The organism is Cellulomonas sp. 73-92, from assembly GCF_001898175.1.
In the GTDB taxonomy this organism is placed as follows: domain Bacteria; phylum Actinomycetota; class Actinomycetes; order Actinomycetales; family Cellulomonadaceae; genus Cellulomonas.
Genome location: NZ_MKTH01000012.1, coordinates 100,443 through 119,018 on the forward strand (window position 1 = coordinate 100,443; position 18,576 = coordinate 119,018).

Genomic DNA, 18,576 nt, shown 5'->3' on the forward strand with positions numbered 1-18,576 from the left:
TATCGAATACGTTGGTGTATCGGATACATCGGTGTATCGGCCCGCCCGATCGTCTGCCGTCTGGAGCCCTCGTGTCCTCGTCCCTCTACCGGCTCGGGCGCTGGGCGTTCCGGGCCCGGCGCCTGGTGCTCGCCGCCTGGATCGTCGTCCTCGCGCTCGCGGGCGGCGCGGCCGCCCTCTTCTACCAGGGGACCGACGACAGCTTCAAGCTCCCCGGCACCGAGTCGGGCGCCGCCCTGGAGCGGCTGTACCAGACGTTCCCGCAGGTCAGCGGCGCGAGTGCGCAGCTCGTCGTCGTCGCGCCGGCGGGTGCCAAGGTCAGCGACCCCGCGATCGAGGGCCCCCTCGAGGCGGCGGTCAAGGCGGCGGCCGCGGTGCCGGGCGTCTCGGCGGTCACGGACCCGTTCGGCGGCCAGGTCTCCGGTGCGGTGTCCGACGACGGCACGGCCGCCCTCGTGACGATCCAGGTCAACAGCCAGGCGACCGACGCGTCCCCCGAGCTGAAGAGCGCCCTGATCGGCGTCGAGACCACCCTCAAGGGCGCCCTCCCCACCGGTGCGACGGCCGCGCTCGGCGGCGATCTCTACACGATCCAGGTGCCGGGCATGGGCGCCACCGAGGCGGTCGGCCTGGTCGTCGCCATCGTCGTGCTCCTCGTGACGTTCGGCTCGTTCGTGGCCGCCGGCATGCCCCTGGTGACGGCCCTGCTCGGCGTCGGGGTCTCGACGGCCCTCATCTACGCCTCGACCGCGGTCGTCTCGGTCAACTCGACGACCCCGATGCTGGCGATCATGCTCGGCCTGGCGGTCGGGCTCGACTACACGCTCTTCGTCGTCAACCGGCACCGCGCGCAGATGTCGACCGGCATGGCCGCCGAGGAGTCGGCGGCGCGCGCCCTGGCGACGGCCGGCTCGGCGGTGGTCTTCGCCGGGCTGACCGTGATGATCGCGCTGGCCGGCCTCTTCGTCGCGAACATCCCGTTCCTCACGACCATGGGTATCGCGGCCGCCTTCGCGGTGGGCCTCGCCGTGCTCATCGCCCTGACCCTGACGCCGGCCCTGCTCGGCTTCGCGGGGGAGCGGCTGCGGCCGGGTCGCCGTGGCGCTCGCGCCAGGCGCGGCGGGGTGGGAGACGCCGACGGCTCGCGCGGCCGGGGGGCCACCGGTGGCGACGTCGCCGGCGCGGCGGGCCCCGGTCGCGGGGTTGCGGTCCGTGCGGGCGACGGCGGCGACGCCGCGGCCGGCGCGCACGGGCGCGCCGCGCAGGCTGAGCCGGAGATCGGGCTGGACGGCGGTGTCGTCACCGGCAACCGGTTCTTCCGCGCGTGGATCACCGCGGTCACGAAGGTCCCGGCGGTGACGATCGTGGCCGTCGTCGGGCTCGTCGCGCTCCTCGCCTGGCCGGCGACCGGGCTGCGGCTCGCCCTGCCGGATGCCGGCAGCCAGCCCGAAGGCTCCCGCGCCCGCGTGACGTACGACCTGGTCGCCGAGCACTTCGGGCCCGGCCACAACGGCCCGCTCCTGGTCACCGGGACGATCGTCGGCTCGACCGACCCGCTCGGCCTCATGGCCGACCTCAAGGCCGAGATCGCCAAGCTGCCCGGCGTGGCCTCGGTGCCGCTCGCCACCCCGAACCAGGACGCGACCGTCGGCATCATCCAGGTGATCCCGCAGGGCGGCCCGGACTCGCAGCAGACCGCCGACCTCGTCCGCGAGCTGCGGTCGATGGAGCCGCACTTCAAGGCCGCCTACGGCGTCGACCTCGCGGTCACGGGCGTGACGGCGGCGCAGATCGACGTGTCCAGCCGGCTCGGCGGAGCGCTGATCCCGTTCGGGCTGCTCGTCGTCGGCCTCTCGTTCCTCCTGCTGACCATGGTGTTCCGCTCGCTGTGGGTGCCGCTCAAGGCGACGCTCGGCTACGTCTTCTCGGTGCTGGCTGCCTTCGGCATCGTCGCGCTCGTCTTCGAGCGGGGCTGGGGCGCGAGCGCTCTGGGCGTGGACCGCACCGGGCCGGTGATCAGCTTCCTGCCGATCATCCTCATGGGCGTCGTGTTCGGCCTGGCGATGGACTACGAGGTGTTCCTCGTCTCGCGGATGCGCGAGGACTACGTGCACCGCGGCGACGCGCGGCAGGCGGTGCGCACCGGCTTCCTCGCCTCGGGGAAGGTCGTCACCGCGGCCGCCGTCATCATGGTCGCGGTCTTCGCCTCGTTCATCCCCGAGGGGTCGATCTACATCAAGCCGATCGCGCTCGGGCTGGCGTCGGGCGTGTTCATCGACGCCTTCGTCGTGCGCATGACGCTGGTGCCCGCCGTGCTGCAGCTGCTGGGCGACCGCGCGTGGCACTTCCCGCGGTTCCTCGAGCGGGTGCTGCCGCGGTTCGACGTCGAGGGGGAGGGGCTGGCCGCCGAGCTGCGGCTCGCCGACTGGCCCGAGCCGGGCTGCACGGACGCCATCGTCGGCGCGGGACTGCGGCTCGACGCCCCGGACGGCACGCCGCTGTTCCGCGACGTCGACGTGCGGGTGCCGGCGGGCGGCGTGCTCGTCGTCGCCGGCCCGCACCGCAGCGGGCGCACCGCGCTCCTGCTGACGCTGTCCGGGCGCGCGCACGCCGACGCGGGGGTGCTCAAGGTCGCCGGGCTCGTCGCGCCGGTGCGCGACCCCGACATCCGCCGCCGCACGGCGGTGGCCACCCTCACGCACAAGACCGACCCGGCCGGCGAGCTGCGGGAGGCGTTCGCCGCCCGGGCGCCGATCGTCGTCGTCGACGACCTCGACGCGGTGAGCGACCCGGTGCTGCGCGAGGAGGTCCGCGACGAGCTGCGGTGGGCGCGGCGGCGCGCGCACGACGAGGGACGCGACCTGACCCTCGTCGCCTCCTGCCTGGATCCCGCGGCGCTCGACGCGCTGCTGCCGCCCGGCTCGCCCGTGACGACCCTCGACCTCGCCCCCCTGGAGGTGGTGTGATGTCCGGCTTCCTCTCCGCCGCCCTGCATCCCGAGCGGGCGCGGTCCTCCGGGCGCCCCGGCTGGGTGACCGTCGTCGGCCTCGTCCTCGTCCCGCTGCTCGTCGGCGGCCTGCTCGTGTGGGCGCTGTGGCAGCCGGACCAGCGGCTCTCGCGGATCCAGGCGGCCGTCGTCAACCTCGACCAACCGGTGACGGTGAACGGGCAGACCGTCCCGCTCGGGCGGCAGCTCGCCGCGGGGCTCGTCACGTCGCCGGGCACGCTGGGCACGTCGGGCGCCTCGGCCACCGGCGCCACGCCGTCCGGGTCAGCCGCGTCCTCCGGCTCGGCCGAGTCGTCCGGCTCCGCGACCGCCGCCGGCTCGTCGGCGAGCCCGTCCGCCACCGCGAGCCCGGCGTCCGGGGGCACCGCGGCGAGCGTCTCCGGCCACGACTCGACGACCAACTTCACGTGGGTGGTGACGAGCGCCTCCGACGCCGCCGCGGGCCTGGCCGACGGCCGGTACGCGACCGTGGTGACGATCCCGGCCGGGTTCTCCGCCGCCGCCACCTCGGTGGGCACGGACCCGGCGAAGGCGCAGCAGGCGACCATCGACATCGCGACGTCCGACCGCTCGCGCCCCGTCGACGGCGCCGTGGCGCAGGCCGTGACCTCGACCGCGGTGCGCGTGCTGTCGTCGCAGCTGACGACGACCTACCTGCAGAACGTCTTCGTGGGCTTCGACACGCTCCACAGCAGCCTCCAGCAGGCCTCCGACGGCGCGGCGCAGCTGGCCAGCGGCGCCTCCGGGGTCTCCAGCGGCGCGACCTCGCTGTCCGGCGGGGCGTCGCAGCTGGCGTCCGGGCTCGGGCAGCTCGCCACGGGCGCGTCGTCCGCCTCGTCCGGCGCCTCGTCGCTCTCCTCGGGCGTCGGGCGCCTGGCCACGGGCGCCACGTCGCTCGCCGGGGGGCTGGACCAGCTGGCGGCCGGGGCGTCGTCGTCGGCGCAGCAGGCCCAGGCCGGTGTGCCGGGCGCCCAGCAGTTCGCCACGTCCCTCGGCACGTTCGCCGACGGGATCACCGGCGGCGCGACGCACACCGGCGGCCTCGCGCAGGGCACGGCGCAGCTGGCGACGGGCGCGACGGGCCTGCAGCAGGGCCTGGCCGGCTTCTCCCAGAAGGCCTCGGTGCTCGCGCAGCAGTGCGCGGCGGCCGTCTCGGGCGCGTGCGCGAGCCTCGAGGCGTACCTCGATGCCGCCGGCACCCCGAACACCCCCGGCGTCTCCGACCCGCCGAACCTCGCCTACCTCACGCAGGCCGCGGGCCAGGTGACCGCGGGCGCGGCCGGCCTGGACCAGGCGGTGAACCAGGGTGTGAACGGCCAGCCGTCGCTGGCCTCCGGGGCGACGTCGCTCGCCGCGGCCGGGCAGCAGCTCGCGGCCGGGGCGTCCGCCTCGGCCACGGGCCTGGGGCAGCTCGCCGCGGCGGCCCAGCAGTCGGCCGCCGGCGCGCACCAGATCGCCTCCGGCGCGCAGCAGTCCGCCGCCGGGGCGTCGTCGCTGGCGTCGGGCGTCTCGTCGCTCGCCTCGGGCGCGCGGCAGTCGTCGGACGGCGCGACCTCGCTCGCGGACGGCGCGACCAAGCTGGCCTCCGGTGCGAGCGACCTCGGCGGCGGCGCCACGTCGCTCGCCGGCGGGCTGGGCGGCGCGGTGGACAAGGTGCCGTCGTACTCCAAGGGCCAGGCGGACAAGCTCGCGCAGGTGGTGGCCGACCCGGTCGTCACGGCCGGGTCCACGGCCACCCTGTTCGGCGGGGCGAGCGTGCCGTTCTTCCTGGTCGTGGCGCTCTGGCTGGGCGGCCTCGCGACGTTCGTGGTCCTCGGCGCGACGGCGCCGCGGGTCGTCGGCTCCACGCGGTCGTCGCTGCGGCTGGCGGTGACCTCGTTCGTGCCGGGGGCCGTGATCGGTGCGGTGCAGGGGGCCGCACTGACCGCCGCCATGGCCGGCGCGCTGAACCTGTCGCCGGGCGGGTGGGTGGCGTTCACCGCCCTCGCCGCGCTCGTCGGGGTGGCGTTCGCGGCCGTCAACCAGGGGCTCGTCGCGGCGTTCCGGGGCACCGGACGGTTCGTGTCGGTCATCGTGGCGGTGGTCGGGCTGGCGACCGCCGTGGTCTCGACCGTGCCGCGCCTGCTCGACGACGTGGCCGGCATGCTGCCGATCGCACCGGCGCGTGCCGCGCTGCAGGCGGTCGTGACCGGTTCCGGGGTCGGCGGGCCGGTGGCGCTCCTCGTCGTGTGGACCGTCGTCGGTCTCGCGCTGACCACCGCCGCCGTGGCGCGTCGGCGCGTGGTGCCGGCCGGCCGCCTGGCCCGCTGGGTCCGCGCGGCGTAGCGGGGAGGCCCGCGCAAGCCGGTGTCGGGCCGACGGTTACCCGTCCCGGCGGGTGTGACCCGGTCGGGTGAACTCCGGCCGGGCATCCGTCCACGGCGGCCTTGCAGCGGCGCGGGGCCGCCGGCGGGGCGCCGCACGCGGGCGTGCTCACCTGCGCTCACGGCCGGTGCCGAGCCCCGCGATCCCCCTCCGCGAGCGCCGGCAGGCCGTATTGCTGGACGTTTGACCAACAGGGGTCGTGAGGCGCAAACTCTCACCCGACGGTGCGCATCGCCTGCCCCCTGCGCGGTGCGCACCGTTTCTACGTCCGGAAGGGGCGGGCCCGGTGCCCGCCCCTTCTGCGTCCCCGGGCACGCGCCCTGTCCCGGGCGTCGGCCGGCCTCCGCGCGTGGGCACCGGGTTCCCGTCGGTGCCTCACCCGGCGCCGCTCGTCGTGCTGCGCCATCGGTTCGCGGGGCGTCGGCGTGCCACCACGGGGCGGCGCGGACCCCGGGCTACCGTGCCAGGCGTGACCGCTCCTGCCTCCGCCGCGGGTGCGGGGGCCGAGACGCCGGTCCCCGCCACTCCTCCCGAGAACCTGACCGCCCAGGTCGCGCTCGTCGACCCGCCCAGCCCGGCCGAGCTCGTCGAGGGGATGGTCGCCACCTGGCGGGCCTCGCTCGTCGAGGCCGCCGGCACCTCGACCCTCGTCGACGTCGACGAGCTCGGGGACGCCGTCCTCGACCTGTCCGCGGCGCACCCGTCCGGCCTCGCGCAGCTCTTCGCCGGGCGTCCGACGAGGCTGTCGAGCCTCGTCCGCGAGGTCGCCGCCCTCGGCACCGCACGGCGCCGCGCCCGCCAGGTCGCCGCGCGGGCCACCGTCTACACGCAGCAGTACGGCATCGCGCCGACCTCGCTGGCGATCGGCGTCGCGACGTGGGTGGAGCGCACCGTCCCGGACGTCGCGACCGACGACGTCGCCGCCCTGGCGAGCGCGACGAAGGGTGGCGCCGCGAAGGGCCCGAAGGCCACGAGCCCGACGAGCGAGCTGCCCGAGCCGCGCCGCGTCCACGCGCCCGTGCTGCTGCGCCCGGTGACGCTCCGCGCGCGGGGGGCGGCCGAGGCGGACTACGAGCTCGCCCTCGAGCCGACGATCGAGATCAACCCCGTGCTGGCACGCGCGCTGCGCGCGCGCGGCGCGCTGCTCGACCCGGGCGCGGTGGCGCGCGCCACGTTCACGGACACCGGGTTCGACCCGCACGGCGCCCTCGCGCGGCTCGCCTCCCTCGGGTGGGCCGTGCTGGAGGACTTCCAGCTGACCGAGAAGGTCGTCGTCGGCACGTTCGTCCACCCCGGGCAGGTGATCGTCGACGACCTCGACGCCCTCGCGGGAGCCGTCGGGCGCCACGAGGTGCTGGCCGCGCTCGCCGGGGTCGACGCGGCGCGTGACCGCCTGAGCCGGCCGCTGCCGACGGTGCGCGGCGGCGACCGCGACCCGCAGCTCGACCGGGGCCTGGGCGACCTCGACCCCGCGCAGCAGCACCTGCTCGACGTGGTGGCGACGGGCGCCCACGTCTTCGTCGACGCACCCGCCGGCGCGGACGTCACCGGGACGCTCGCCGCCCTGGTGGCGGATGCCGCCGCCGCCGGCCGCACGGTCCTCTACGTCCCGGGTCACCGGCGCGCCGCGGTCGCGCTCGCCGACCGCCTCGAGCGCCTCGGCGCCGGCGACCTGCTGCTCGACGTCGCCCCCGAGGCCGGGTGGCGTTCGGCCGCCACGCGCCGTCTGCTCGCGGCGATGACCCTCGAGCCGCCGGTGGTCGACGACCGCTCGGTCGGGGAGCTGCAGCGCGCGCTCGTCGCGCACCGCGAGGCCCTGCGCGGCTACGTGCGCGGGCTGCACACCCCGCGTCAGCCGTGGAACGTGTCCGCCTACGACGCGCTCCAGGAGCTGGCCCGGCTGACGTCGACCCGGCCGACGCCCCGCACCATGGTGCGGCTCGACCCGGACGTGGCACGGGTGCTGGACGGACCGGGCCGCGAGAAGGCCGCGGCGGACCTCCTGCGGGCGGGTGAGCTTGGTGCGTACTCGCTGCGCCCGAGCGACACGCCCTGGTACGGCGCCGACCTGCGCACGGCCGCCGACGCGACGACCGCGCTGGGACGCATCGACCGGCTGCTCGGCCTGCTGCCCGACGTCATGGCGCGCGCCGAGGCCGCGGCCGCCGACATCGGCCTGACCGCGCCCGCGACGATCACCGGCTGGGCCGAGCAGATGCGCCTCATCGACGAGGTGCGGGCGTCGCTCGACCTGTTCCAGCCGCTCGTCTTCGAACGCACCGCGGCTGACCTCGTCGCCGCGACGGCGAGCAAGGCGTGGCGCGCGCAGCACGGCGTCGAGATGGGCCGCTTCGTCCGCCGGCGCCTGCGCCGGCAGGCGCGCGACATGGTGCGCCCCGGCCGGCCGGTCGCGGACCTTCACACCGCGCTCCTCGACGTCCAGCGGCGCCGCGAGCTGTGGCAGCAGCACTGCCCGGGCGGCGGCTGGCCGCGGCTGCCCGACGGGCTCGAGGCGATGGAGGCGGACTTCGAGGCGGTGCGCGCCGACCTCGACGCGCTCGACGAGGTGCTGACGACCACCCCGGAGGGACGGGGCCTGGCGGCGCTGCCGATGCCCGACCTCCTCGACCGCCTGGCCCGCCTCAAGGCCGGCGCCGGTGCGCTCGACACCCTGCCGAGGCGGACGGCGCTGGTGCGCCACCTGCGCGGTGCCGGCCTGGGCGCGCTGGTCGACGACCTGGCGGAACGGCGGGTGGCCGCCACGACGGCCGCCGCCGAGCTCGACCTCGCGTGGTGGAGCACCGTGTTCGAGCAGATCCTCGCGCTCGACCCGGCGCTCGCGGGCTACGACGGCACCACGCTCGACGCCCTCTCGACCCGGTACGCGCAGCTCGACCGCGCGCACGTCGCGGGCCTCGTCGGCCCGGTGCGCGGGGCCGCGATCAAGGCGATGGGCTCGGCGATGCGGCAGCAGCGGGAACAGGCCGAGGGCCTGTTCAGCGAGCTGATCGAGGAGCGCGTCACCTCGCTGCGCGACGTCATGGCGCGCTACCCCGACGTCGCGCGCCGGCTGCGCCCGGTCATCACCGCCAGCCCGATGCTCGTGCCGCAGGTGCTGCCGCCGTCGCGGACCGTGGACCTCGTCGTGCTCGACGCGGCGACCCGGACGCCGGTCGAGGTCGTCGTGCCCGCCATCGCGCGCGGGCGCCAGATCGTCGTCGTCGGCGACGCGCGCTGCGCGTCCGGCAGCGCCGTGCGCGAGCTCGCCGACGTGCTGCCGAACCTCGAGCTGCACGCCGACGCCAGCCGGCGGGACCCGTGGCTGACCGCCTTCCTCGTCGCGCACGGCTACGACGGCGCCCTGCGCCCGACGCCTCTGCCGTCGAGCTCGCCGCTGGTCCGGCTCGAGCTCGTCGACGGCACCGGCCTGCCGGGCGTCGAGTCCGGCGTCGTCGACTCGACGCGCGAGGAGGTCGACCGGGTCGTCGAGCTCGTCCTCGACCACGCGATGACGCACCCCGACGAGTCGCTCGCCGTGGTGACCGCGACCCCGCGGCACGCCGATGCCGTGCGCGACCAGGTGCTCGGCGAGGCGCGCGGCAACCCGGCGCTCGAGACGCTGTTCGACGAGGGGCGGGCCGACCCGTTCGTCGTCGTCGACCTCGCCTCGGTGGCGGGCCTGCGGCGCGACGCGCTGATCCTGTCGCTCGGCCTGGGCCGCACGCCGCACCGGCGCGTGCTCCACTCGTTCGGGCCGATCAGCGCGCCCTCCGGCGACGCGCTCCTGCTCGACGCCCTCGGCAGCGCGCAGCACCGGCTCACCGTCGTCGCGTGCTTCGGCGCCGCCGACGTCGACCAGGCCCGGCTGCGTGGACCGGGCCCGCGCCTCCTCGTCGACCTGCTGGCGTTCGCCGAGCGACGCGGCCGCGGCGACGCGGACCCGCTGGCGCCGGTGGTCCGGCTGGACGACGAGGCCGTAGGCGCGACCGTCGCGAGCGCGGCCCCTGTCACCGGACCGTCGGCGGCCGACGAGGCGGAGAAGCAGACCGCTGGGCTGTCCGCGGCCGACGAGGCGGGCGAGCCTGGCGCGGGACCGTCAGCGGCCGACGAAGCGGAGAGGCAGGCCGCGGGACCGAGCGACGAGGCGGGGGCGCCAGCCACCGACAGCACCGTCGGCGCGACGGCCGACGAGGCGGACGGCACCGCCGGCACCTCGGGCGAGACGTTCCCGGTGGCCGCCACGCCGGTCCGTGCCGACGAGACGTCGGGAGACGCCACGGCCGTGGTCCCGCCCGACGCCGGCGGAACCCGGGCGGCCGAGCGGGCCTCGTCGGACGAGGCGACCCGGTCGCTCGGTGCCGACACCGACGAGCCCGGGCCGACGACCGATGCCACGCCCCCGGCGCCGGAGCCCGACCGGCTCGTGCTCGACCTGGCGGAGCGTCTCTGGCGTCACGGCCTGACCGTCGAGGTCGACCACGGCATCCCGGGCGGGGCGCGCATCCCGCTCGCGGTCGGGCACCCGGACGTGCCGGACCGGTACCTCGTCGCCGTGCTGACCGACGACCAGGCGTACGTCGACGAGCCGAGCGTCCGCGTGCGCGACCGGCTCGTGCCCGAACGCCTGGAGCGGCTCGGCTGGGTGGTGCTGCGCGTGTGGTCGGCCGCCGCGTTCCTCGACCCGCAGGCGGAGGTCGACCGGATCCGGCGGGCAGTGCACGCGGCCGTCCCGGAGCGGGTGGTGCTGCCGGTCTCACCGCGCACCGTCCCGGTGGTGGACGACGACTCCGACGGGTGGGCCGCGTCCGGTGCCGTCCCGGTGGTGGCGGCCGCGTCGACCGGCGCGGTCCCCGTCGTGGCGGCCTCGTCGACCGGCGTGGTGACCGAGGCGTCCGCGCGCGTCCCGATGACCGGCATGCTCGACGAGGTCGAGTACGACGTCGAGCCGGCGCCACTGGCCGAGGTCCCGTCGACCGACGCCGAGGCGAAGCCGGTGGCCGACTCGTCGCACGCGCCCGACGGGGTCGGCGCGAGGGCCGACGGCGACCGCCAGCACGCCCGCGGGACCGCCGCCCACGGTGGCCGCGCGCGCGGAACCGGTGCCGACGGTGGCCGCGCGCGCAAGGCCGACGCCGACCGAGACGACGCCCGCACCGTGAACGGGGACGCCGACCGACGCGCCAGCGAGGCCGACGGTGACCGCGCTGGTGAGGCCGGCGCCGACGCCGGCCGCCGCGACGCCGATGGCGTCACGCTGGGCTCGGGCGTGCTCGACGTCTCGGCGATCGTCCCGACCGGCGACCTCCTGCTGCCGCGTCAGCAGGACGGGCCCGACGGCGGGCCGCGCGCGCCGATGAGCGCGCCCGTGCGGGTCCCGACGGGCATGGTCCGCAAGGCGCCGAAGCCGCCCCGCACGGGCGAGGTCCAGCTCTCGCTCGCCGTGCCGGCGCGCCCCCGCCCGGACATCCGCAAGGGCCTGCCGATCGGCGCCTACAGCGACGACCAGCTCGACGAGATGGCGGAGTGGCTGATGTCCGACGGGCAGGAGCGCACCCGCGACGAGCTGGCCGACGCCCTGCGCGCCGAGCTGGGCCTGACGCGGCGGACGCACCGCGTCGACAGCGCCGTCCGCGCCGCCGTCAGCCGCGCGATGTCCTGAACGGCCCCGAGCGCCTCACCGACGCACGGGGATCCCGCGACGCGACGGCCGGGCTTGCCGGTGCGGGCGACGCCGGATCGGTGAGCCTCACGGCCGAGTTGTCCGCCAACGGCGGCGCGCGGACCGCCGAACGGCCGGTGCGATGATCAAGACGTGACCGACGAGCAGCGACCGCGACGGCGCCGCGTGGTGCGGCCGGCCGGCACGGTCGGCGGCGACGAGGCGAACCTGCGCTCGTCGTTCCCCGCCCCGTCGTCGGACGACGCCGTGACGTGGGGCCGACCCGTCGGCGGCGGGGAGGCGCCCGGGACGCCCGGCCGCGCCCGCCGCGCGCCGGACGACGAGGACGTCGGCTGGGGCGCCCCGGTCTCCGACTCGAACGACGACCGCCTCACCCGGGACCGCCCCCCGCACTGGTGACCCCCGCGTGGCACAGCGCCGCCCTGCTCGCGCGGCCGTCCGGTGGTCTCGTCGTGCCCGCGCCGGGGCGCCCTGCTCCGGTGGTTGGTGTCGTCACCCCCGCGTCGGGAGGACCTACTCGCGCGGTCCGGGCGTTGTCGTCGTGCCGTCGGCGGGGCCGCCGGGGGCACGCGCCGCGAGCAGGTCACGGATCTCGCGCAGCACCGCGACGTCCTCGGCGGGTGCGGCCGGCTCGGGCTCCTGCCCGCGTGCCCGCCGCCGCGCGAGGGCGTTGAGCGGCAGCACGATGAGGAAGTACACCGCCGCGGCGGTGATGAGGAACTGCAGGACCGCGTTGAGCATCGCGCCGACCTTGATCGGCGAGATCGGGTGCTCGGGCGTGCTGCGCTGCCAGCTGTACGGACCGATGGCCCACAGGTCGGTGAGGTTGGGCTGGCCGAAGATCCAGCCGACGAGCGGGCTGATCAGGTTGTTCTGGATCGACGTCACGATCGCCCCGAACGCGGCGCCGATGACGACGCCGACCGCCAGCTCGACCGCGTTGCCGCGGGAGATGAACTCCTTGAAGCCCGCCAGCACCTTGGCCGTCCCGGTCAGGCCGGCCCGCGCCTGCCCGACGAACCGATCCGACGGACGTGGTTCCGGGTTCTGGGCAGCCATGAGCGATCCTCTCGGCGGTGGGTGTGGGGGGCGGTCCCGATCATGACACGACCACCGCGAACAGGGCGTCCGCCGTCCCCGCGCCCGCCAGCGCGGTCGCCTCGCCCGGCTGGACCGCGACGAGCAGCGGCACCCGGTTCGCCGTCGACGGCCCCAGCAGCCCGCCGCCCTCGGAGAGCGGTGGCGACGGGAGGACCAGGGCGCGCCGGGCGAGCGTGACGCCGGCACCGCCCTCGGCGGGTGCGGCCAGGAGGTCGACGTGGTCGCCCGGGGCCAGGAGCGTCGCGAGCGCGTCGTCGGCCAGCCGGACGGCGGCCACCACCGTCCCCGGCGGCCCGACCAGCTGGGTGCCGGCGAGCAGCTGCGGCACCAGTGGCATCCCCGCGGGGACGGCGACCGCCGTGGTGTGCCCGACGAGCCCGGCACGGGCCTCGTCCGAGGCGCGCGCCGCGCCGACGACCGTCCTCTCCGGCACGGTGGCGACCTTCACGTCGGCGGCGGTCAGCTCGAGCCCGGCGGGCAGGTCGCGCGCCGCGACCAGCACGTCCACACCGGCGGGCGGCGTGGGGCGCAGCGCGTCCACCGCTGCACCGGTCGCCGCACCGAGGCACAGGGCCGCGACGAGGAACCGCCACCGCCAGGCCAGCACGCGCAGTCGTCGCCGGAGGGCGGGCCGCGCGCAGGGGAGCGGCGGTGGCAGGGCGGGTGCGGCGCGGCGACTCACCGCCCGCACGCTAGAAGTGACGACCGCGAGTGCGATCTCGGTGACGCGCCGCCGACGCGCGGGACCCGCGCGGTCGGGGCTGTGGGCGGCTCACGCCCCGGGGTGAGCGGAGGCGGGTCCGGGTTTGCTCCGGGCGGGCGGGCATCGGCGGTCGAGATCGACCGGTGCCCGGCGAACCGAGCGGGTCCGACCTCGGCAAGGACGCCTGATCGGCGTACGGCGAGCCGGCGAGGCCTCAGGCGCTGGCGGCCTTGGCGGCGCTGCCAGAGCTCGCGGTCGGGCTCGACGACGAGGCGGCCGGGCTCGTCGTGCCCGAGGACGACGAGGAGGACGAGCCCGACGAGCCCGACGAGCCCGACGAGGAGGACGTCCCCGCCGAGACGGTCGACTTCGTCGACGAGCGGGCGTCGGTGCGGTAGAACCCGGAGCCCTTGAAGACCACGCCGACGGGCGAGAACACCTTGCGGAGCCTGCCCGAGCATTCCGGGCACACCGTCAGGGGGGCGTCGGCGAAGGACTGGTGCACGTCGAAGGAGTGGTCGCAGACCGTGCACGTGTAGGCGTAGGTGGGCACTGGATGGCCTCCCGGGTCGCAAACGGATTCACGCCGTACAGCGCCTGACTGGCACTCGGCATTCCCGAGTGCCAGATGGTACCCCGGACGGCTGGGAGGCTGCCCGTCCGCGCCGGCCCGTGGCCCGCCGGGCCGTGAGCGACGATGGGTCCATGCCGACCGCGGAGCGTGAGTCCGACCTGTCGCTGGAACGCCTCGTCTACTTCTCCGACGCCGTCTTCGCCATCGCCCTCACGCTGCTGGCGTTGGACCTGCCGGTGCCGTCGGGCGACTCGAACGCGGCGCTCTGGCGGTCCTTCGCCGGCCACCTCAACGACGAGTACCTGACGTTCCTCATCAGCTTCCTCGTGATCTCGCGGTTCTGGATGCTCCATCACCGCTTCTTCCGCCGGGTGTCCGCCGTCGACCGCCGGGTGGTCCAGCTCGACCTGGTCTACCTGCTCTGGATCGTGGTCCTACCGTTCGCCACCCGGGTGCTCGGTGCGGACGGCCGCTACGCGTTCGGCACGATCCTGTACGCGGTGGTGGTCGCGCTCGTCGGGGCGACGTTCGCCCTCCTGGTGCGGGTGTGCGACCGGCACGGGCTGGTGACGGCGAGCGACACGACGACGGGACGGCTCGGTCTCGGCAGCCTCGCGGTCGCCGCGGTGTTCCTGCTCTCGATCCCCCTGGCGTTCTGGAGCACGGACGGCGCGAAGTACTTCTGGCTCGTGCTGGCCGTGCTACCGCCGCTCCTCGGCGCGGGACGCGCGCCGCGCGCACGGCGGGAGGGCTGACCTCAGTCGCCGGCCGGGGGCCGGAACCACGTGACGCCGGTGGGCGTGGCCACGGCGTCGACCGCGCGGTCGTGGGGCGCACGCGGCAGCGGCTCCGCGGCCGCGTCGTGCACCTCCTCGGCGTAGGTCAGCGCCACCACGGGCGTGCCGGGGCGTGCCTCGCGCAGGGCACGGTCGTACCAGCCGCCGCCCTGACCCAGCCGGGTGCCGGCGGTGTCGACGGCGAGCGCCGGGATGAGCAGCACGTCCGCGTCGGCGATCGCCGCGGCGCCCAGCGTCGGGCCGCCGGGCTCGGGCGGCCGTCCCGGCGCCCGTTCCTGCAGGTCGTCGGGCCCGGCGTACTCCGCCCAGTCGCGCTGCAGGTTGCTGCCGAGCACCGGCAGCAGCACGCGGATGCCGTGCTCCGCCAGTGCCTCGAGGAGGGGGCCGGTCATGGGCTCGCCGGGGCGGGCGGCGTAGGCGGAGACGCAGCGGGCGGCCGCGACCTGCGGGATCTTGAGGGTCACCCCGGCGAGCGCCCGGGCGTCCGCCTCGCGCGAGCGTGCCGAGCGCTGCTGCCGCGCCTGCCGGATCCGTTGCCGCCAGCGGTCCTTGAGCTCCTCGATCTCCTCCTCGTCGGGGACGTGGGGATGCTCGCGGGCGACGCTGCTCATGGCCACCAGTCTCACACTTCGGGCTGCGTGCCGCGCTGATCACCAGGTCCGAGCCGCGTGCCGTCCGCGACCGCGCCCGTCGCCCCGTCGGGGGCCACGGTGACGTCGCCGTGCACGCTGACACCGGCGCCGAACGTGACGTCCCCGACCACGCGCAGGTGCGTGGCGTCGCGCAGCGACGGCGCCCCGGCGGGGAAGTGCGCGTCGAACGCGGCGATCGTCTGGAAGTGGGCCGGGTCCAGCTCGACGAGGGGAGCCTCGGCGACCGCGAGCTCGAGCGTGTCGTCGTCGTGCAGCGTGTACGCGTCGGACCGCAGCAGCAGCAGGTCGTTCGTCGTCTTCACCGGCAGGAACCGGCCGCGCGGTACGACGATCGCGGTCGCGCCCTCGAACACCTCGATCGCCGCCCCGAGGGCGCACTCCAGCTGGATCACGGCGGGTGACGCCTTGTCCGAGGGGTCGACGTGCTTCTCGTTGCGGATGAGCGGCAGCCCGAGCACGCCGCCGCGCTCGGCGAGCGCGTCCCGCAGCACCCGCAGGTCGAACCAGAGGTTGTTCGTGTGGAAGTACGGGTGGTGCTCGGTGTCGGTGAAGTAGTCCATCTCGTCGGGCGCCGTCTGCGCGGTGTCGCGCAGGATCAGCCGGCCGTCGGCCTTCCGGATCGCCAGGTGGCCGCCCTTGCGGTCGGCGGCGGTGCGGCGGCAGAGCTCGGCCGCGTACGGCGCGCCGGAGGCGGCGAACCAGCCCGCGATCCGGGCGTCCGGGGCCGCGCCGAGGTTGTCGGCGTTCGACGAGCAGGCGTACCGGAACCCCTGGTCGAGGAGCGCGTCGAGGACGCCCGACGACAGCAACGACGGGTAGATGTCGCCGTGCCCGGGCGGGCACCACTCGAGCGTGGGGTCCGCCGGCCAGGTCACGGGCGTCAGGTCGTCGGCCCGCAGCTTGGGCTCCTGCGACTGCAGGAAGTCCAGGGGCAGCCCGTCGACCACCAGGTCCGGGTACGACGAGAGGGCGGCGAGCGTGTCGTCGCGCGTGCGGAAGGAGTCCATGAGGACCAGCGGGAGCCGCGCGCCCCAGCGCTCCCGCGCCGCCCGGACCTGCCCGACGATGAGGTCGAGGAACGTCCGGCCGTCGCGCACCGGCAGCAGCGACTTGGCGGCGTGCATGCCCATCGACGTGCCGAGGCCGCCGTTGAGCTTGACGACGACCGTCTGCGCGAGGGCGGCGCGAGCCTCGTCGTCGGACACCTCGACGGCGTCGAGCCGCGGGGGGTCGAGCAGCGGCGCGATGGTGTCCTCGCGGATCAGGCCGGTCGCGCCCGCCTCGAGCTGCCGGTAGTAGTGCTCGAACACGTCGATGGCCACCGGGGCGACACCCGCAGCGGCCATCTTCTCCCGCGCCAGGCGCAGCCCCTCGTCGCTCACGGGCCCCCACGCTACCGGTCGCCGCGGCCGGCTCCCGAGCCGCCAGGTCGACTCCGGTGAGCCCTGGACGACGGACCACGGTCCGCGCCTCAGCGGTGTGTGTGCGGGCTCGCGGGCCGCCAGGTCGACTCCGGTGAGCCCTGGACGACGGACCACGGTCTGCGCCTCACCGGTGTGTGTGCGGGCTCGCGGGCGGCCAGGTCGACTCCGGTGAGCCCTGGACGACGGACCACGGTCCGCGCCTCACCGGAGTGTGGGAGAGGCGGCCTGGAGGCAGGTGCGCGCCGCGCGGCGGGGCTGATCCGCGGGTCTGGCACGATGGCGGCTCGTGAGATCGGTGCAGGACCACCTGGCGGCCGTGCTCGCCGTGGTGGCGCCGGTGGCACCGCTGGACGTCGTGCTCCACGACGCCATGGGGGCCGTGCTGGCGGAAGACGTCGCGGCGCCGCTCGACATCCCCGGCGTGGCCGCCGCCGCACGTGACGGGTACGCGGTCGCCGCGGAGGACGCCGCCGCGCTCGTCGTGCGCCTGCCGGTGGTCGACGACCTGCGCGCCGGGGCCACCCCCGGGTTGCGGCTGGCGCCCGGCCAGGCGGTGCGGGTGGCCTCGGGTGCCCCGCTCCCGCTCGGCGCCGACGCGGTGGTGCCGATGGAGGAGACCGACCGTGGCACGGCGAGCGTCGCGATCGCGGGGCCGGTCAAGGCGGGCCAGTGGGTGCGCGGCGCGGGGGCGGACGCGCGGGGCACCGAGGTGGTGCTCCGCACCGGCACCCGGCTCGGGGCCCGTCACCTCGCCCTCGCCGCGGCGATGGGCCGGGGCCGGCTGCGGGTGCACCCCACCCCGCGGGTGGTGCTGCTGTCCGTGGGCGACGAGCTCGTCGAGCCCCCGGCGAAGGGCGCGCCGGCCGCGGGCGCGCACACGTACGAGGCCGACGGGCACGCGCTGGAGGCCGCCGTCCGCGACGCCGGCGCGGTCCCCGTGCGGGTGGGCATCGTGCCCGACGACCACGGGCGCCTGCGCGAGACGCTCGCCGACCAGCTGGTGCGCGCGGACCTCGTCGTCGTCACCGGCGGCCTGTCGGAGCTGGCGGGGGACACCGTCAAGGACGTCCTGGCGGGCGTGGGGGACGTGCGGCTGGACCAGGTGGCGATGACGCCGGGGCGCCGGCACGGTTTCGGCACGCTCGGCGCGGGGCTGGGCCGCGACCGTGACGTGCCGGTGTTCGCGCTGCCGGGCCACCCGGTGGCGGCGCAGGTGGCGTTCGAGGTGTTCGTGCGCCCCGCGCTGCGGGCCATGGCCGGCCACGCGGAGCTGTACCGCTCGTCGGTCGCGGCCACCGTGGACACGGGCTGGACCTCGCCCGCCGGGCTGCGGCAGTTCGTCCCCGCGAACGTCCTGGGCACGCCCGACGAGGGCTACACCGCGACGCCGCTGGGCGACCCGGCCGCGCCGTCGGTCACGGCCCTGGCACAGGCGAACGCGCTCGCGGTGGTCAACGAGAAGATGACCCACGTGCGCGCCGGCCAGGTGCTGCACTGCCTGGTGCTGGAGGGATGAGGTCGATGGCGACCGGCTGGCCCGCGGTCCTCACGGAGGGGAACGTCACGCTGCGCCCCCTGCGGCGCTCGGACTCGCACGCATGGCTCGCCCTGCGCAGCGACTCGGCGGCATGGCTCGAGCCGTGGGACGCGACGAGCCCCGTGCCGGTGCCCGGGCCGCGGCCGACGTTCGGCCAGTTCGTCCGGTCCCTGGCGGCGCAGGCGCGCACGGGCGCCGCGCTGCCGTTCGCGATCGACTACCGCGGCGATCTGGCGGGTCAGCTGACGGTCTCGTCGATCACGTACGGGTCGTTGCGCTCGGCGGCGATCGGCTACTGGGTGGGGCGGCGTGTGGCCGGGCACGGCATCACGCCGACCGCCGTGGCCCTGGCGACGGACCACTGCTTCTTCGTCCTCGGCCTGCACCGGATCGAGGTGAACATCCGGCCCGAGAACGCGCCGTCGCTGCGTGTGGTCGAGAAGCTCCAGCTGCGCGACGAGGGGCTGCGCGAGCGCTACCTGCACATCGCCGGGGAGTGGGCGGACCACCGCACCTTCGCCCTGACGGCCGAGGAGGTGCCCGACGGGCTCCTCGCGCGCTGGCGCCGGCTGCGCCCCGCTCTCACCTGACACCACGCCTCCGGGCGTGGGCCTCCCGACCGAACCCGCACCGACCCGCCCCCGGCTCCCCGGCCGCGCCCACCGTTCGCCGAGCGCCCACTTCGTCATCGAGACCGTGCGTTCCGACGTCCGGAAGGCACGGTCTCGGTGAGCAG

12 protein-coding genes and 1 pseudogene are annotated in these 18,576 nt (G+C 76.3%); 8 read left to right on the forward strand and 5 right to left on the reverse strand.

The window, feature by feature from the left end; translation table 11 throughout:
• Nucleotides 1–71: 71 nt before the first annotated feature.
• The 4 genes from BGO37_RS06290 to BGO37_RS06305 all read left to right on the forward strand — a co-directional run bounded on the left by BGO37_RS06290 (nucleotide 72) and on the right by BGO37_RS06305 (nucleotide 11,450).
• Nucleotides 72–2,966 carry an MMPL family transporter gene (locus tag BGO37_RS06290; RefSeq protein ID WP_291753165.1) on the forward strand — a complete coding sequence of 965 codons (2,895 nt, stop codon included), beginning with the start codon at nucleotides 72–74 and terminating at the stop codon, nucleotides 2,964–2,966.
• Nucleotides 2,966–5,332 (forward strand): YhgE/Pip domain-containing protein, encoded by a 2,367-nt coding sequence (locus BGO37_RS06295; RefSeq protein WP_291753168.1) that lies wholly within the window; start codon nucleotides 2,966–2,968, stop codon nucleotides 5,330–5,332. Before BGO37_RS06290 ends, BGO37_RS06295 begins: the two co-directional genes overlap by 1 nt.
• A 634-nt stretch (nucleotides 5,333–5,966) precedes the next feature.
• A complete protein-coding gene (locus BGO37_RS06300) occupies nucleotides 5,967–11,030 on the forward strand; it encodes a hypothetical protein (protein ID WP_291753306.1) in 5,064 nt (1,687 codons plus the stop codon).
• A gap of 153 nt (nucleotides 11,031–11,183) precedes the next feature.
• Nucleotides 11,184–11,450, forward strand: a complete 267-nt coding sequence (locus BGO37_RS06305; protein WP_291753170.1) for a hypothetical protein — start codon at nucleotides 11,184–11,186, stop codon at nucleotides 11,448–11,450.
• A gap of 114 nt (nucleotides 11,451–11,564) precedes the next feature.
• Here BGO37_RS06305 and mscL read toward each other — a convergent pair whose 3' ends face one another.
• Nucleotides 11,565–12,110 carry a large conductance mechanosensitive channel protein MscL gene (gene mscL, locus BGO37_RS06310; RefSeq protein ID WP_291753172.1) on the reverse strand — a complete coding sequence of 182 codons (546 nt, stop codon included), beginning with the start codon at nucleotides 12,108–12,110 and terminating at the stop codon, nucleotides 11,565–11,567.
• 40 nt (nucleotides 12,111–12,150) lie between these two features.
• Nucleotides 12,151–12,834, reverse strand: coding sequence for an SAF domain-containing protein (locus tag BGO37_RS06315; RefSeq protein ID WP_291753174.1), 684 nt, complete (start codon nucleotides 12,832–12,834; stop codon nucleotides 12,151–12,153).
• A gap of 251 nt (nucleotides 12,835–13,085) precedes the next feature.
• Between BGO37_RS06315 and BGO37_RS17825 the strand changes: the two genes are divergently transcribed.
• Complete coding sequence (locus BGO37_RS17825) at nucleotides 13,086–13,253, forward strand: hypothetical protein (protein ID WP_367188090.1); 168 nt, start codon at nucleotides 13,086–13,088, stop codon at nucleotides 13,251–13,253.
• A 14-nt stretch (nucleotides 13,254–13,267) separates the two neighbouring features.
• Here the strand turns inward: BGO37_RS17825 and BGO37_RS17830 are convergent.
• A pseudogene (locus BGO37_RS17830) lies at nucleotides 13,268–13,408 on the reverse strand (FmdB family zinc ribbon protein); the annotation flags it as partial.
• Nucleotides 13,409–13,560: 152 nt separating this feature from the next.
• On the opposite strand from BGO37_RS17830, the gene BGO37_RS06325 reads away from it, so the two are divergent.
• Nucleotides 13,561–14,184: a TMEM175 family protein gene (locus BGO37_RS06325; protein ID WP_291753178.1), complete on the forward strand. Its 624-nt coding sequence runs from the start codon at nucleotides 13,561–13,563 to the stop codon at nucleotides 14,182–14,184.
• A 2-nt stretch (nucleotides 14,185–14,186) separates the two neighbouring features.
• Here the strand turns inward: BGO37_RS06325 and BGO37_RS06330 are convergent, their stop codons facing one another.
• Together BGO37_RS06330 and BGO37_RS06335 are read right to left on the reverse strand one after the other, a co-directional pair.
• On the reverse strand, nucleotides 14,187–14,837 hold the full coding sequence (locus BGO37_RS06330; RefSeq protein WP_291753179.1) for a 5-formyltetrahydrofolate cyclo-ligase: 651 nt from the start codon (nucleotides 14,835–14,837) through the stop codon (nucleotides 14,187–14,189).
• A gap of 11 nt (nucleotides 14,838–14,848) precedes the next feature.
• On the reverse strand, nucleotides 14,849–16,261 hold the full coding sequence (locus tag BGO37_RS06335) for a UTP--glucose-1-phosphate uridylyltransferase (protein WP_291753181.1): 1,413 nt from the start codon (nucleotides 16,259–16,261) through the stop codon (nucleotides 14,849–14,851).
• Between the two features lie 328 nt (nucleotides 16,262–16,589).
• On the opposite strand from BGO37_RS06335, the gene glp reads away from it, so the two are divergent.
• Together glp and BGO37_RS06345 are read left to right on the forward strand one after the other, a co-directional pair.
• Entirely contained in the window at nucleotides 16,590–17,819 is a 1,230-nt protein-coding gene (gene glp / locus BGO37_RS06340; protein ID WP_291753183.1) for a gephyrin-like molybdotransferase Glp, read from the forward strand.
• A 5-nt stretch (nucleotides 17,820–17,824) separates the two neighbouring features.
• Nucleotides 17,825–18,430 (forward strand): GNAT family protein, encoded by a 606-nt coding sequence (locus tag BGO37_RS06345; protein WP_291753186.1) that lies wholly within the window; start codon nucleotides 17,825–17,827, stop codon nucleotides 18,428–18,430.
• The last annotated feature ends 146 nt before the right edge of the window (nucleotides 18,431–18,576 follow it).